This is a genomic window from Streptomyces sp. NPDC045998 (genome assembly GCF_056430285.1).
Genome location: NZ_JBWKLJ010000006.1, coordinates 233,731 through 246,749 on the forward strand (window position 1 = coordinate 233,731; position 13,019 = coordinate 246,749).

The 13,019-nt window shown below is 72.6% G+C and carries 15 protein-coding genes and 1 riboswitch; of the genes, 6 read left to right on the top strand and 9 right to left on the bottom strand.

Annotation, left to right across the window (positions count from 1 at the left end; translation table 11 throughout):
* The first annotated feature begins 44 nt into the window (after window positions 1–44).
* On the top strand, window positions 45–905 hold the full coding sequence (locus tag AC07FJ_RS19760) for an MBL fold metallo-hydrolase (RefSeq protein ID WP_479050560.1): 861 nt from the start codon (window positions 45–47) through the stop codon (window positions 903–905).
* Between the two features lie 50 nt (window positions 906–955).
* Here the strand turns inward: AC07FJ_RS19760 and AC07FJ_RS19765 are convergent, their stop codons facing one another.
* From AC07FJ_RS19765 to AC07FJ_RS19800, 8 genes are all read right to left on the bottom strand, one after another.
* Window positions 956–1,807 carry an energy-coupling factor ABC transporter ATP-binding protein gene (locus AC07FJ_RS19765; RefSeq protein WP_479050562.1) on the bottom strand — a complete coding sequence of 284 codons (852 nt, stop codon included), beginning with the start codon at window positions 1,805–1,807 and terminating at the stop codon, window positions 956–958.
* Window positions 1,804–2,553, bottom strand: a complete 750-nt coding sequence (gene cbiQ / locus AC07FJ_RS19770) for a cobalt ECF transporter T component CbiQ (protein WP_361425335.1) — start codon at window positions 2,551–2,553, stop codon at window positions 1,804–1,806. Before cbiQ ends, AC07FJ_RS19765 begins: the two co-directional genes overlap by 4 nt.
* Before the next feature lie 6 nt (window positions 2,554–2,559).
* A complete protein-coding gene (locus tag AC07FJ_RS19775) occupies window positions 2,560–2,928 on the bottom strand; it encodes an energy-coupling factor ABC transporter substrate-binding protein (protein ID WP_479050564.1) in 369 nt (122 codons plus the stop codon).
* Window positions 2,925–3,617, bottom strand: a complete 693-nt coding sequence (locus AC07FJ_RS19780; RefSeq protein WP_361425353.1) for an energy-coupling factor ABC transporter permease — start codon at window positions 3,615–3,617, stop codon at window positions 2,925–2,927. Before AC07FJ_RS19780 ends, AC07FJ_RS19775 begins: the two co-directional genes overlap by 4 nt.
* Window positions 3,618–3,647: 30 nt before the next feature.
* Window positions 3,648–3,855, bottom strand: a riboswitch (cobalamin riboswitch).
* Window positions 3,856–3,894: 39 nt separating this feature from the next.
* On the bottom strand, window positions 3,895–4,302 hold the full coding sequence (dhaM, locus tag AC07FJ_RS19785; protein WP_479050566.1) for a dihydroxyacetone kinase phosphoryl donor subunit DhaM: 408 nt from the start codon (window positions 4,300–4,302) through the stop codon (window positions 3,895–3,897).
* On the bottom strand, window positions 4,299–4,934 hold the full coding sequence (gene dhaL / locus AC07FJ_RS19790; protein ID WP_479050568.1) for a dihydroxyacetone kinase subunit DhaL: 636 nt from the start codon (window positions 4,932–4,934) through the stop codon (window positions 4,299–4,301). Before dhaL ends, dhaM begins: the two co-directional genes overlap by 4 nt.
* 7 nt (window positions 4,935–4,941) lie before the next feature.
* Window positions 4,942–5,928: a dihydroxyacetone kinase subunit DhaK gene (gene dhaK / locus AC07FJ_RS19795; protein ID WP_479050853.1), complete on the bottom strand. Its 987-nt coding sequence runs from the start codon at window positions 5,926–5,928 to the stop codon at window positions 4,942–4,944.
* 302 nt (window positions 5,929–6,230) lie between these two features.
* Window positions 6,231–7,973, bottom strand: a complete 1,743-nt coding sequence (locus AC07FJ_RS19800) for a hypothetical protein (protein ID WP_479050570.1) — start codon at window positions 7,971–7,973, stop codon at window positions 6,231–6,233.
* Between the two features lie 237 nt (window positions 7,974–8,210).
* On the opposite strand from AC07FJ_RS19800, the gene AC07FJ_RS19805 reads away from it, so the two are divergent.
* From AC07FJ_RS19805 to AC07FJ_RS19815, 3 genes are all read left to right on the top strand, one after another.
* A complete protein-coding gene (locus tag AC07FJ_RS19805) occupies window positions 8,211–8,678 on the top strand; it encodes an N-acetyltransferase family protein (RefSeq protein ID WP_479050572.1) in 468 nt (155 codons plus the stop codon).
* Between the two features lie 41 nt (window positions 8,679–8,719).
* Window positions 8,720–9,406 (top strand): Lsr2 family DNA-binding protein, encoded by a 687-nt coding sequence (locus AC07FJ_RS19810; RefSeq protein ID WP_479050574.1) that lies wholly within the window; start codon window positions 8,720–8,722, stop codon window positions 9,404–9,406.
* 111 nt (window positions 9,407–9,517) lie between these two features.
* The gene (locus AC07FJ_RS19815; protein ID WP_479050854.1) at window positions 9,518–10,606 is read left to right on the top strand and encodes a serine/threonine-protein kinase; all 1,089 of its coding nucleotides are present in this window, start codon (window positions 9,518–9,520) and stop codon (window positions 10,604–10,606) included.
* A 4-nt stretch (window positions 10,607–10,610) separates the two neighbouring features.
* Here the strand turns inward: AC07FJ_RS19815 and AC07FJ_RS19820 are convergent, their stop codons facing one another.
* Window positions 10,611–10,781 (bottom strand): hypothetical protein, encoded by a 171-nt coding sequence (locus tag AC07FJ_RS19820; RefSeq protein ID WP_479050576.1) that lies wholly within the window; start codon window positions 10,779–10,781, stop codon window positions 10,611–10,613.
* A gap of 466 nt (window positions 10,782–11,247) precedes the next feature.
* On the opposite strand from AC07FJ_RS19820, the gene kdpF reads away from it, so the two are divergent.
* The gene (kdpF, locus tag AC07FJ_RS19825; RefSeq protein ID WP_361425314.1) at window positions 11,248–11,337 is read left to right on the top strand and encodes a K(+)-transporting ATPase subunit F; all 90 of its coding nucleotides are present in this window, start codon (window positions 11,248–11,250) and stop codon (window positions 11,335–11,337) included.
* 8 nt (window positions 11,338–11,345) lie between these two features.
* A complete protein-coding gene (gene kdpA, locus AC07FJ_RS19830) occupies window positions 11,346–13,013 on the top strand; it encodes a potassium-transporting ATPase subunit KdpA (RefSeq protein WP_479050578.1) in 1,668 nt (555 codons plus the stop codon).
* Window positions 13,014–13,019: the final 6 nt, after the last annotated feature.

The following is a 13,019-nucleotide window of genomic DNA, read 5'->3' on the forward strand; positions in this document are numbered from 1 at the left end:
GGAAGGGAGGACGCCCCATACCCCAGGAGCATCGGAGCTCCGCCATGACCCATCTGAAAGCCGGCCGCGATGTCACCGTCCTCGCGGACTGCCTCGAAGTACCCGCGATCGGCTTCCTGCCGGTCAACGCGTTCGTCCTGCACGCTGCGGAGCCGGTCGTCGTGGACACCGGCCTCGGCCTGCCCGACCGCGATTTCCTGGAACTGCTCGGTTCGGCCGTCGACCCCGCCGATGTGCGGTGGATCTGGCTGACGCACCCCGACCGGGACCACACCGGCGGGCTGTTCGCCCTGCTGGAGGCCGCCCCGCGGGCGCGGGTCGTCACCACCTTCGTCGGCGCGGGCATCATGTCCACCGAGCGCCCGCTGCCCCTCGACCGGGTCTTCCTGCTGAACCCCGGGCAGTCCCTGGACGTCGGCGACCGCACGCTCGCGGCGTTCCGGCCACCGCTCTACGACAGCCCCGTGACGGTGGGCTTCTACGACGACCGCTCGCGCACCTGCTTCACCTCCGACTGCTTCGGCGCACCGATGCCCAGCGCCGAGCTCGCCGACGGCGGCACCGCCGACGCGGTCGCCCCCGAGGACCTGCGCGCCGGGCAGCTGCTGTGGGCCACCGCGGACAGCCCCTGGGTGCACAACGTGGACGTCGACAAGTACCTCGCGACGATCCGGCCGGTGCGGGAGATGGACCCGGAGGTGGTGCTCAGCACGCACCTGCCACCGGCCACCGGGCTCACGCCCCTGATGATCGACACGATCAGCGGCGCGCCGGGCGCCGACCCGTTCATCGGACCGGACCAGCAGGCGCTGGAGCAGATGCTGGCCGGCTTCGAGCCCTCCGCGGCGGAAGCCAGGGGAGCCCCCGCCGACGCCCCGGCACCCGTGCCGGGCCCGCCCACCTGAGCCCGCCGCAGCGCCGGGCCCGCCGACCTGAGCCCGCCGTACCGCCGGGCCTACGCGCCCCGCACCGCCGCCGCCCACTCCTCCAGCTCCTCCGGCGTGCGCGGACCCTGCTCGCCCGCACCCAGCAGGCCCCGGTCCCGCAGCACCCGGGCCACCGCCATGCCCCACGGGCGGCGCAGCCGGGCCGCGTCCAGCAGGGCGGCGTCCGCGAGGAGCTCGGCCACCGGGCCGGTGCGCAGGCCGTCCGGGGTGAGCACCGCCGCGTCGTCCGCCCAGCGCAGCGCCAGGTCCACGTCGTGCGTGGCCATCACGACCGTCGTCCCGGACTCCCGCAGCCGGTCCAGCACCTCCAGCAGCCGCTCCTGGCCGTGCGGGTCGAGGCCCGCCGTCGGCTCGTCGAGGATCAGCACCCGGGGCCGCATGGCGACCGCGCCCGCGATCGCCGCCCGCTTGCGCTGCCCGTACGACAGCAGATGCGTCGGCCGGTCCTCCAGCGCCGTGATGTCCAGCGCCTCCAGGGCCTCGCGCACGCGCTCCCGCACCTCCGGCTCCGAAAGCCCCAGGTTCATCGGACCGAACGAGACGTCCTGCCCGACCGACGCCGCGAACAGCTGGTCGTCCGGGTCCTGCACCACCAGCTGCACGGTCGTCCGCAGCCGGGTCAGCCCCGCCCTGTCGTACGACACGTCCTCGCCCGCCAGCCGCAGCCGCCCGCTCACGCACCGCAGGCCACCGCTCAGCAGCCGCAGCATCGTCGTCTTGCCGCTGCCGTTGCGGCCGAGCAGCGCGATCGCGCGCCGCTCCGGCACGGCGAAGTCGATGCCCGACAGCACGGCGGGCCCGTCGTCGTAGGCGAATCCCGCACCGACCAGTTCCACGACGGCGTCACGATGCAGGGTCATGGCAGGAACCTTTCGAGTACGAGGGTGAGGGCGACGAGCCCCGCGAGCAGGGCGCCCGTCGCGGCCAGGAACCGGCGGGAGACCGCCGCCTCCGGCACCAGCACGCGCAGCGTGCCGTCGTAACCGCGCCCGGCCAGCCCGGTCTGGAGGCGCGCCGCCCGGTCGAAGGCGCGGACGAACGCCGTCGCGCCGAGGCCCGCCAGCGACCGCCAGGCGGCCGCCCGGCTGGTCAGCCCGAGCCGCGCCGCCTGCGCCTCCCGGATCCGCCGCACGGCGTCCAGCAGCAGGAAACTGATCCGGTACATCACCAGGGCCACATCCACGACCGGCGCCGGCACCCCCGCCCGCACGAGCCGGGGCAGCACGTCCGAGACCGGCGTGGTGAACGCGAACAGCAGCACCCCGAGCGACGCCGCCGACGTCCGCAGCAGCAGCCGCCCGGCGTGCACCGGCCCGTCCGGCGCGAGCGCCACCCATCCCTCGGCCCCGCCGACCTGGAACAGCAGCGGGACCGCCCCGGTGACGCAGAAGCCCAGCGGGACGCGGAACGCGCGCCACAGCTGCCGGCGCCCGACACCCGCCGGGCCCAGCAGCACGGCGAGGGTGGCGGCGGCCACCAGCACGGCCCCCGGCCACGGCGGCAGACAGATCGCGAGGACCGTCAGACCGAAGCCGAGCACGGCCTTCTCGCACGGGTGACGGCGGCGCCAGCGACTGCTGTGCGCCGCCGCGTCGATCGGCAGCACCGGCGGTTACTCGACCGTCTCGGCGACTTCGGCCTCGTCGGCCGTCCGGGCGGCAGGTGTGGTCCGGTCCAGCGCCCGCGCCTCACCCTGCCTGCGACCGCGCCGCAGCCCGAAGTAGTACGCCAGCACGCCCGCGCCGATCGCGGCCTGCAGCGAGAAGAGCGCCGACTCGATCTCACCGGACGGCGGCTCGTACAGCGGGCTGAACCACGGTTCGTAGTCCGGCTTGTTCTCCGTGATGGCCGTCTCGGCCTGCGCGTCCGCGCCCGTGAACGGCTCCTCCTTGTGGTCGCCCATGCCCAGCGCGAGCGGGAGCACGGCGAGCGCGACGACGACGAGCAGCAGCAGCGTGTTGATCTTGGCGTTACGGCTCATCGGGCCACGGCCTCCTTCGTCGCGGGCTTCGCGGACAGGACACCGAGGCGGGCCAGGTCGCCCTTGCTGGACTGGGTCAGCAGCCGCATCACCAGCACGGTGAGCAGGCCCTCGCTCACGGCGAGGGGAAGCTGCGTGACGGCGAAGATGGAACCGAACTTCGCCAGCGCCCCGGCGAAGCCGCTCGCCGGGTCGGGGAAGGCGAGCGCGAGCTGGACGCTGGTGACGCAGTACGTGGACAGGTCGGCGACGAACGCCCCGAAGAACACGCTCACCATCAGCGGCACGCCGGAACGGCGCAGCAGCCAGTACGTCCCGAAGCCCGCCCACGGCCCGACGACCGCCATCGAGAAGGCGTTGGCGCCGAGCGTGGTGAGCCCGCCGTGCGCCAGCAGCAGCGCCTGGAAGAGGAGCGTGATGGTGCCGAGCACCGCCATGATCGGCGGCCGGAACAGGATCGCGCCCAGCCCCGTCCCCGTGGGGTGGGAGCAACTGCCCGTCACGGACGGCAGTTTCAGGGCGGACAGGACGAAGGTGAAGGCGCCGGACGCGCCGAGCAGGAGAGTCGATTCGGGATGGGCCTTGACCTCGCGGGTCAGGGCGCGGACGCCGTGGGCGACGAAGGGAGCGGCGGCGACGGTCCAGGCGACCGCGTGCACAGGGGGCAGGTACCCCTCGGCGATATGCATGATGTGGGAGACCCTCTCCAGCACCTCGTGGATGGACAACGCGCCCTGGCCGGTCTCCTGGCTGACGGGTCATGCAACGCCGCGGCTCCGCCTTCCCGGACACCACGGTCTCCCGTGGTGTTCCAGTGGCTTCCCGGGGTGGTTTCCCCGGGAGTGGAGCCGGACTTCCCGATCACAGTGGCGAGGGCCGCACCGGTACCGCACCGGTTTCCCGTACACCAAGGCCCTGCGACACTAGTGCGTTGACCAGGTACATCACAACCCGTCCCGCAATCGGTCACTCCTTGCGATAGCCGTACGCCTCCGACGCGGCCGCCACCACGGCCTCCAGGTCGCCGCCCGCCGAGGCGGTGACGACGGCCGCCACCGCGCCCTCCACGAAGGGCGCGTCGACCAGGCGCGTGCCCTCGGGGAGCTCGTCGCCCTCCGCGAGCAGCGCCTTCACCGTCAGCACGGCGCTGCCGAGGTCGACGAGGACGGCGACGCCCGCCCCGGCGTCGACCGACGCCGCCGCCTCGGTGATCAGCTCGGCGCTGGTGCCGAGACCGCCGTCCGGGGTGCCGCCCGCGGGGGCCACGGGCGCGGTCCCGCCACCGCCCGCGAGGCCCTTGGCCAGCTCGGCGACGGACGACGCGACCGCCGCGCTGTGCGAGACCAGCACGATGCCCACGGGCCCGGCGCTCATCGGGCGGCCTCCGCTTCCGCCAGCGCCGCGATCAGCAGGGCCGAGGACGCCGCGCCCGGGTCCTGGTGTCCGACGCTGCGTTCCCCGAGATAGCTGGCCCTGCCCTTGCGCGCCTGCATCGGTACGGTCCCGAGGGCACCCTCCTCGGCGGCCCGCGCGGCCGCCCCGAAGGCCTCGTCCGCCGTGCCGTCCGCCGCGGCGGCCAGCGCCTCGACGGCCGGCTCCAGCGCGTCGAGCATCGTCTTGTCACCGGCCTTCGCCCCGCCGAGCTGCGCCACCGCGGCCACGCCCGCGCGCAGCGCCTCGGCCAGCAGACCGGGCGTCACCTCGGCGGTGTCGCCCAGGGCCTTGCCGGCGCGCCGCAGCAGCGTGCCGTACAGCGGCCCCGACGCGCCGCCCACGGTCGAGATGAGCTGCCGCCCGGCGAGCATGAGCACCGCGCCGGGAGCCGCGGGCGGCTCCTTGTCCAGCACCTCGGCCACCGCCGCGAACCCGCGCCGCAGGTTGGCCCCGTGGTCGGCGTCGCCGATGGCCGCGTCCAGCTCGGTGAGCCGGTCCGCCTCGCGCTCCACGGCCGCGGCGGCGGCCGCCATCCAGCGCCGGAAGAACTCCACGTCGAGCGTCACGGTCATCACGTCCTTACATCCCCCAGCGCAGGGCGGCCGTCCGCACCGGCGCGTCCCACAGTCGCAGCAACTCCTCGTCGGCCTCGCACAGCGTGACCGAGCAGCCCGCCATGTCCAGCGACGTCACATAGTTCCCGACGAGGGTACGGGCCACCGGCACGCCGCGCTCACGCAGCACCCGGTGCACCTCGGCGTTGAACCCGTACAGCTCCAGCAGCGGTGTCGCACCCATGCCGTTGACCAGCAGCAGCACCGGCCCGCCGGGCCGCAGGTCCTCCAGGACGGCGTCGACGGCGAAGTCGGCGATCTCCCGCGACGTCATCATGGCCCGCCGCTCGCGCCCCGGCTCGCCGTGGATGCCGACGCCCAGCTCCAGCTCGCCCGGCGGCAGATCGAACGTCGGCCCGCCCTTCGCGGGCGTACTGCACGCGCTCAGTGCCACCCCGAAGCTGCGCGACGCGGCGTTCACCCGGCGCGCGATCGCCTCCACGCGCTCCAGCGGCGCACCCTCCTCGGCGGCCGCACCGGCGATCTTCTCCACGAACAGGGTGGCCCCGGTCCCGCGCCGCCCGGCCGTGTACGTACTGTCGGCCACCGCCACGTCGTCGTCCACGAGCACCTTGGCGACCTGGATGCCCTCGTCCTCGGCGAGCTCGGCCGCCATCTCGAAGTTCAGCACGTCCCCGGTGTAGTTCTTCACCACGAAGAGCACACCGCGCCCACTGTCCACGGCCGCCGCGGCCCGCACCACCTGGTCGGGCACGGGACTCGTGAACACCTCCCCCGCCGCTGCCGCCGCCAGCATCCCCACCCCGACGAACCCGGCGTGCAACGGCTCGTGCCCGGACCCGCCCCCCGACACCAGCGCCACCTTCCCCTCGACCGGGGCGTCACGCCGCACGACGATCCGGCTCTCCACGTCCACGGTCAGCTTGGGATGCGCGGCCGCGATCCCGCGCAGCGCGTCGGGGACGACGGTCTCGGGCACATTGATGAGCATCTTCAACGGTGTCTCCCAGCAAGGTCGTCGGGAAGGCTCCTGAACGGTGTCTTCGCAGGCCAGGTGCTGCTCCCCGAAGTATTGGTCTCGGCGCTCCGCGGCGGCCTGTGCTCCCTTCCGGCAGGGCCGGTACCGACGTGCCCCCGACTTTACTGATGGTGCGTCACATGCCGGTACGGGCGGTGCCGAACCACTCGGAAGCGCGACGTGGGGGTGCGGCGTGTGGCGGTCCTTCCCTCCCCGGGGGGGCCTCGCGGTGCGCGTCCTGCCGGGGCGGCTGCACCAGCCGGCCGTTCCCTACGTCACAGGCCCAGCGGCGGCAGTTCGCGGGAGGAGTCCGAAGGGCTGTCGCGCAGAGACTCCCGCAGCCCCGTGCGCAGGGAACGCTTGGCGACGACGCGCGCCTTCGGTATGTCGGCCAGGATCTCGTACCCCTCGCCGTACTGTCCGGGCAGCGCAGGCAGTCGCATCGCCGCGAGGGCGGCGTCGAGCGGGGCGCGGTCCGTGCCGGGAGCGCGCAGCGCGGCAGTGAGGAGGCGCTCGTCGGCCTTGGGGAAGGCCGCCGAGAGCGCCGCGGCGGTCTCGGCGGCCTCCTGCTGCGCCGGAATTCCCTCCGGCCCCTGCCAGAAGTGCGTCGTCAGGATCTTGCGGTCGCGCACCAGGCTCAGCCCGTACTGATCGGCGTACCGGGATACGACGAGTACGGGCCACGGCTCGCCGGTCGAGAACGACCGGGCGAGCCGTACGAGGTCGCCCTCACCGAGGAGGGCGCGGCGTAGACCGCGCCGCCCGCCACGCCCGCCGGTGTCGGGTTCCTGCGAAGGGGCGGCTTCGACGACGGTGATGCCGTTGCCGAGCGGCGCCGTGCGGTAGGTGACGCCGGTGAGCAGCACCGCCTTGGCGACCTGGGCGGCCGTCGCGGGCACCAGGGCCAGCTCCCGGCGGGCGTCGCCCGCGTCGTCGGCGGCCATCGCGGTCCGGGTCTCCGGCGAGGGCACCACACCGCCGAAGAACGGAGTGTCCTTGGCCACTTGGGCGCGCACCCCCTTACGGAAGTCCAGGAACGTCGACAGTCCACCGAGGTATGCCCACGGAAAGGCGGTGACGTGCCGCCCGATGGCCCGGAAGACGTCGAGGATCTCGGTGGCCGGCCGGCCGTCACGGATCATCGCCCAAGCGAGGTGGTTGCGGACGCGGCTCAGCTGCGGATCACCGACGGGGCCGGCCGCCGAGAGGGCGAGGGCGGCGGTGATCGCCGCGTTCACGCGGTCCTGGCCGATCGGCCCGTACTTGGTCGCCGCGTCGCCGTCCAACCGCTCGTCCAGGGCGAGCTCGGCCAGTGCCACGAGCGGCAGCGCCCGCAGCTGATGGCCCTCCGGGCTCGCGGCAGCGACGCGCTCGGCGTACGCGAACATCTCTGCGTGAGAGCCGTACCACTTGGCGGAGAGGAACTGCACGGCACGCGCGTGGGCGCCCCAGTTGTGGGGGTCTACGGCCAGGGCGTTCGCCAGGTGCTCCTCGAAGTCCTCCCGGGACGCGGCGGCCCCGGTGTCGTGTGCGAGGACGGTGACCCAGGGCGTGGGGTCTCCTTGGTTGAGGGCGACCGCCTCCTCCAGAACCGGTACGGCATCGGTGAGGAGCGCGTGGAAGCCGGCGAACTGCTCGGCCGAAACGTGCGAGGCCCGCGCCGCGGTCCGTACGGACCAGGCCCGGACGACGGCCGCCTCGGCGCGTACGAGAGCCAGGTCGCGGTCGCCGGGCTTCTGCGCGCACCAGTCTTCCAGTTGCCCGGGGCTGTCGAGCAGGACCTCCGCGAGCGCCCTGGCGGCATCGGCCCTGGCGGCCCAGTCGCCCTCCGCGCGCGTGGCCGCGAGCAGCTCCTCCGCCACGGCGTACCGGCCCTGCCTCACGGCCTCGCAAGCCGCGCGCACACGCGGGTCCGGGGCGTCGAACGTCACCTCGTCGTCGGCCGGAAGACCGGCCGCGGTGGCACCGTAGTGCCGCACCAGCCGAGGGACCCCCAGCAGACCGGGCAGACGTCCCATGGTGACTCCTCACGCGCTTGGGCAGGGATGACCGGGTCAGGGTACGGGGCCGTCGGCAGCGGTACGGACGGCGGGGCGCCCCAGGCCGGTGAGGCCTGGCGGTCGGCTCCTGGCCGATGCCGCTCGCGCGGCGGCCACGGCCATCCGCGGGGTCGACGGGACCAAGTACCGCGAACGCCGGCTGTGGCCGGACAAAATCAGTTCATCTGAGAGCCGTGCAGACGCGAGACTCGCCCCATGACCACAGACTTCACCGTGCGCCCGGCCCGACCCGCCGATGCGCGCCGCTTGGCCGAGCTGCGCTGGAGGTTCAAGCGAGAGGACCACGAAGAAGGGTCACCGGCACCACCTCCGGACGAGACCGAGCAGTGGATCCACGACCGGCTCACCGATGGCCGCTGGCTGGCCTGGGTCGCCGAGTCCGGAGGCGAGATCCGCGGCCACGTCTTCCTCTCCCTGGTCGAGAGGCTGCCGGAGCCGTACCACGACCATCTCCCGATCGGCTACGTGACGAACTTCTACGTCACGCCGTCGCAGCGGAACCAGGGGACAGGCGCGGCCCTCCTGGAGGCGCTGAAGCAGCACTGCCGCGGCGTCGGCTTCGACACCCTGATCGTCTGGCCGTCCGAGCGCAGCAGTACCCTGTGGCGACGCTCCGGCTTCCAGCCGCCGGAGGAACTGCTGGAACTCCCACTCGACGCCTGACTCGACGCCTGAAGGTCCCCTTCGATACCCGCCCTACCACCGTGACCGGCCTCAACGATCTCACGCGACTGTGCCCCCCGCCCCGCACCCCGCAGGCCATCGACTGGCGGGCCGTCGAGACCCTCCTGGGCATGAGGCTGCCGGCCGACTACAAGCAGCTGGCCTCCGCCTATGGGCCCGGGGCGTTCTGCGACTTCCTGCACCTCTACCACCCCCACGCCCCGACCCCCTGGGTCAACCTCACCGGCCCCATGCCCGCCACCCTGCGCGAACAACTGCGCAAGGACTGCAACGAGGGCGTGCATCCGGTCCCTCACGACCCCGAGCACCTGTTCGCCATCGGCGTGACCGACAACGGCGAGTATCTCTTCTGGGTCACCGGCCCCGGCGCCGACCCCGACAGCTGGCGCGTCGCCGTCAACGAGGCCCGCGGCACCCGGTGGCACACCTACGACGGCAACCTCACCGGCTTCCTCACCGACGTCCTCGGCGGACGCACCACCATCCCCCAGTTCCCCGACGGCCTGCTCGACCACGGCGTCGCCTTCCAGCCCTCACCTCAACCCGCTGAGAACACCACGACCCAGCCGTCCCGCTCTGCGACCGGAGGAGCCGTCGACACCCGAGCCGTGCGCGCATGGGCCCGCGCCAACGGCCACCAGCTGCCCGACCGCGGACGCATCCCCGCGCCGGTCATCGCCGCATACAAAGAGGCCAACGCCCAGTAGTACGCGGCCGTGCCCGGCGGCATCCTGATGGTCACCAACCCGAGGGGAACGGAGGGGCGGGTGGAACGCATAGGGCCGTACGCCGTCGTACGGGAACTCGGCGCGGGCGGGATGGGCACGGTGTATCTGGCCCGGTCGCGCGGCGGGCGTCTGCTGGCGGTGAAGGTGGCCAGACCTGAGTTGGCCGCGGACGCGACCTTCCGGGCCCGGTTCCGTGCCGAGGTGGACGCGGCGCGCAGGGTCGACGGCTTCTACACGGCGCAGGTGGTGGACGCCGATCCGGACGGAGAGCCGCCCTGGCTTGCCACGGCGTATGTGCCGGGCCCGACGCTCGCCGACCTGATCAGCGCCGAGGGACCGATGGGGGAGCGGGAGTTGAGGCAGCTCGGCGCGGCGCTGGCGGAGGCGTTGCAGGCCGTGCACGGCTGCGGGCTCGTGCACCGCGATCTGAAGCCGGGCAACATCATCATGGCGCCGGACGGTCCACGGGTCCTGGACTTCGGCATCGCCCGGGCCGTCGAGTCCACCCGGCTGACGATGACGGGCCACGCCTTCGGCACCCCCGGCTACCTCGCACCCGAGCAGGCCGAGGGCCGGGAAGTGACGGGCGCCGCCGATGTGTTCGCCCTCGGCGCCATCCTCGTGGCGGCGGCGGGCGGCAGCGCGTTCGGCGAGGGCACGCCGATGATGCTGATGTACCGCACGGTGCACGCGGAACCGGATCTCGCACCGGTTCCGCAGGGCGTCCGCGGGATCGTCGCGGCCTGCCTGGAGAAGGACCCGGCACGGCGGCCCACCACCGAGCAACTGCTCGACGCGTTCACCGGGGCGGTGGACGCCTGGCACCCGCCCACGCCCCCGATGGCACCCACCGAGGAGGAGGGGCCGGGGAGGACCTGGGAACTCACCGTCGAGGACGTTGCCTCGTTCCACGCCGAGGACGACGAACGTGTCATGGACATCAACGCCCGCGGAGTCGAGATCAAGCTGGTCGGATTCGGTGACGTCAGCATCGATTTCCCCTGGGAGGAGATCGCAGGCATCAGGCACATCCTCAAGGACGCCGGCAGGCAGTGCACGCTGCTGATCGAGTGCGTCGACGACGTGCCGTACGACTGCACGCTCACGGCGCCCGACGCGGCGACGTATGCGCGTTGGGCGCGGCACCTGCCGTACGTCCTGGATCACTACTGCGACTGAGCCTTTACGGGATACCGACGACGGTCTCGCACCGTACGGCGATGTCGCTGCCCGCTTCGCCGTCGCAGAGGTCGGTGTTCCGGCCTTCGCCGAGGCGGTCGTTCGCCGGGCCCGCCTGGAGTGTGTCGTTCCCGGGCACGCCCTTGAGGAGGTCCTTGCCGCCTGCGGTCCCCACCGTCCTGCCGGTGTCGAGCTTGTCGTTGCCGACGCCCCGATGACCACGTCGTCGCAGGCGCGTGCGCGGATGCGGTCGTGGCCACCCCTGCCGTCGATGGCGTCCGCACCCGAGGCCGTCCGGAGATAGTCACGTCATGCATGCGACCGTAAGGGGGCAAGCTCCTACGGGAGGGGAGCGGGCGCCATGGCCGGGCTCTACGCACTGGCGGAAGAGACGCTGGCTGCGCCTTCCGGCCCGCACCGGAGTCACCCCGCTCGGCGTCAGGAGATCGTCAAGGCCGACCTCGCGGCCGTAAACGAGGCGTCAACAACAGTCACACCACGCCAAAAAGGCGTTTTCCTCTAGAGGTCCGATTTTCATCCGAACCTCTTCGGGAGCTCACGATGGCCGACCTGGCCTTCGTCGTCGCCACGGTCGCGGTCTTCGCGCTGGTGGCGTTCATCGCCAAGGGGGTGGCGAAGCTGTGACTGCCGAGAACATCGTCGGTCTCCTCGTGGCCGCCGCCCTCCTGGGCTACCTCGTCCTCGCCCTCCTCAAGCCGGACAGGTTCTGAGCGCGCTGATGAGTCCTCTCCTCGCGGCTGTGCTCCAGCTGCTCGCACTGACCGGCGCGCTCGCCCTCGTGTACCGCCCCCTCGGCGACCACATGGCCCGCGCCTACTCCTCCCACCGCCATCTGCGGGTCGAGACGTGGGTCTACAAGGCCATCGGCGCCGACCCCGACACCGAGATGCGCTGGCCCGCGTACCTGCGGGGTGTCCTGGCCTTCTCCGCCGTGGGTGTCCTCTTCCTCTACCTGCTCCAGCGGCTCCAGGGCGCCCTGCCCGGCTCCCTCGGCTTCGTGTCCATCGATCCGGACCAGGCGTTCAACACCGCCGCCTCGTGCGTCTCGAACACCAACTGGCAGTCGTACGCCGGCGAACAGGCCATGGGGCACCTCCTCCAGACCGGTGGACTGGCGGTGCAGAACTTCGTCTCGGCCGCCGTCGGCATGGCGGTCGCGGTGGCGCTCGTACGGGGCTTCGCCCGGACCCGGCCCGGCGGCGAACTCGGCAACTTCTGGGCCGATCTGGTCCGGGGCGTCGTGCGGATCCTGCTGCCGCTCTCCGTCGTCGGCGCGCTTGTCCTCGTCGCCTGCGGCGTCATCCAGAACTTCGCCGGCATCCACGAGGTCGGGCAGTTCACGGGCGGTACGCGGCAGTGGAACGGCGGCGCGGTCGCCTCGCAGGAGGTCATCAAGGAGCTGGGCACCAACGGCGGCGGCTACTTCAACGCCAACTCCGCCCACCCCTTCGAGAACCCGAACCCCTTCACCAACCTCTTCGAGATCTTCCTCATCCTCCTCATCCCCGTCTCGCTGACGCGGACCTTCGGCCGGATGGTCGGCTCGCTGAGGCAGGGGTACGCGCTCCTCGCCGCGATGGCGACCATCTGGCTCGGCTTCGTCCTGCTGATGTGGGCCACCGAGTTCGCGGGCCACGGCCCGGCGTTCGAGGCCGCGGGCGGGGCGATGGAGGGCAAGGAGGTCCGCTTCGGCATCGGCGCCTCGTCGATCTTCGCGGTGTCGACCACGCTGACCTCGACGGGCGCGGTGGACGCCTTCCACTCCTCCTTCACCGGGTTCGGCGGCGGTATCACCCTGCTGGGCATGCAGCTCGGCGAGATCGCGCCCGGCGGTGTCGGCTCCGGTCTGTACGGCATGCTGATCATGGCGATCCTCGCGGTGTTCATCGCGGGCCTGATGGTCGGCCGCACGCCCGAGTACCTGGGCAGGAAGATCTCCACCCGGGAGATCACGCTCGCCGCCTGCTTCATCCTCGTCACCCCGGCGCTGGTGCTCTGCTTCACCGCCGCCGCGATGGCACTGGACGGCACGGCGGGCTCGATGGCCAACTCCGGCGCACACGGCTTCACCGAGGTCCTGTACGCCTACACCTCCGGCGCCAACAACAACGGCTCCGCCTTCGCGGGCCTCAACGCCGACACGCCCTGGTTCAACACCACCATCGGGCCGGCGATGCTGCTCGGCCGGTTCGTCCCGATGGTGTTCGTCCTGGCGCTGGCGGGCTCGCTCACCGAACAGACCGCCGTGCCGAAGACCGCGGGCACCCTGCGCACCGAGAAACCGCTGTTCACGGGGCTGCTCGTCGCCACCATCGCGATCATCGCCGGGCTGACCTACGTCCCGGCGCTGGCGCTGGGGCCGCTCGCCGAAGGGCTGGCGGCATGACCACCG

Excerpts from the sequence above, each read along its gene's own strand:
- AC07FJ_RS19760 (WP_479050560.1), top strand. The coding sequence starts at position 45 with ATGACCCATCTGAAAGCCGGCCGCGATGTCACCGTCCTCGCGGACTGC.
- AC07FJ_RS19765 (WP_479050562.1), bottom strand. The coding sequence starts at position 1,807 with ATGACCCTGCATCGTGACGCCGTCGTGGAACTGGTCGGTGCGGGATTC.
- AC07FJ_RS19775 (WP_479050564.1), bottom strand. The coding sequence starts at position 2,928 with ATGAGCCGTAACGCCAAGATCAACACGCTGCTGCTGCTCGTCGTCGTC.
- AC07FJ_RS19780 (WP_361425353.1), bottom strand. The coding sequence starts at position 3,617 with ATGCATATCGCCGAGGGGTACCTGCCCCCTGTGCACGCGGTCGCCTGG.
- dhaM (WP_479050566.1), bottom strand. The coding sequence starts at position 4,302 with ATGAGCGCCGGGCCCGTGGGCATCGTGCTGGTCTCGCACAGCGCGGCG.
- dhaL (WP_479050568.1), bottom strand. The coding sequence starts at position 4,934 with ATGACCGTGACGCTCGACGTGGAGTTCTTCCGGCGCTGGATGGCGGCC.
- dhaK (WP_479050853.1), bottom strand. The coding sequence starts at position 5,928 with ATGCTCATCAATGTGCCCGAGACCGTCGTCCCCGACGCGCTGCGCGGG.
- AC07FJ_RS19800 (WP_479050570.1), bottom strand. The coding sequence starts at position 7,973 with ATGGGACGTCTGCCCGGTCTGCTGGGGGTCCCTCGGCTGGTGCGGCAC.
- AC07FJ_RS19805 (WP_479050572.1), top strand. The coding sequence starts at position 8,211 with ATGACCACAGACTTCACCGTGCGCCCGGCCCGACCCGCCGATGCGCGC.
- AC07FJ_RS19815 (WP_479050854.1), top strand. The coding sequence starts at position 9,518 with ATGGGCACGGTGTATCTGGCCCGGTCGCGCGGCGGGCGTCTGCTGGCG.
- kdpA (WP_479050578.1), top strand. The coding sequence starts at position 11,346 with ATGAGTCCTCTCCTCGCGGCTGTGCTCCAGCTGCTCGCACTGACCGGC.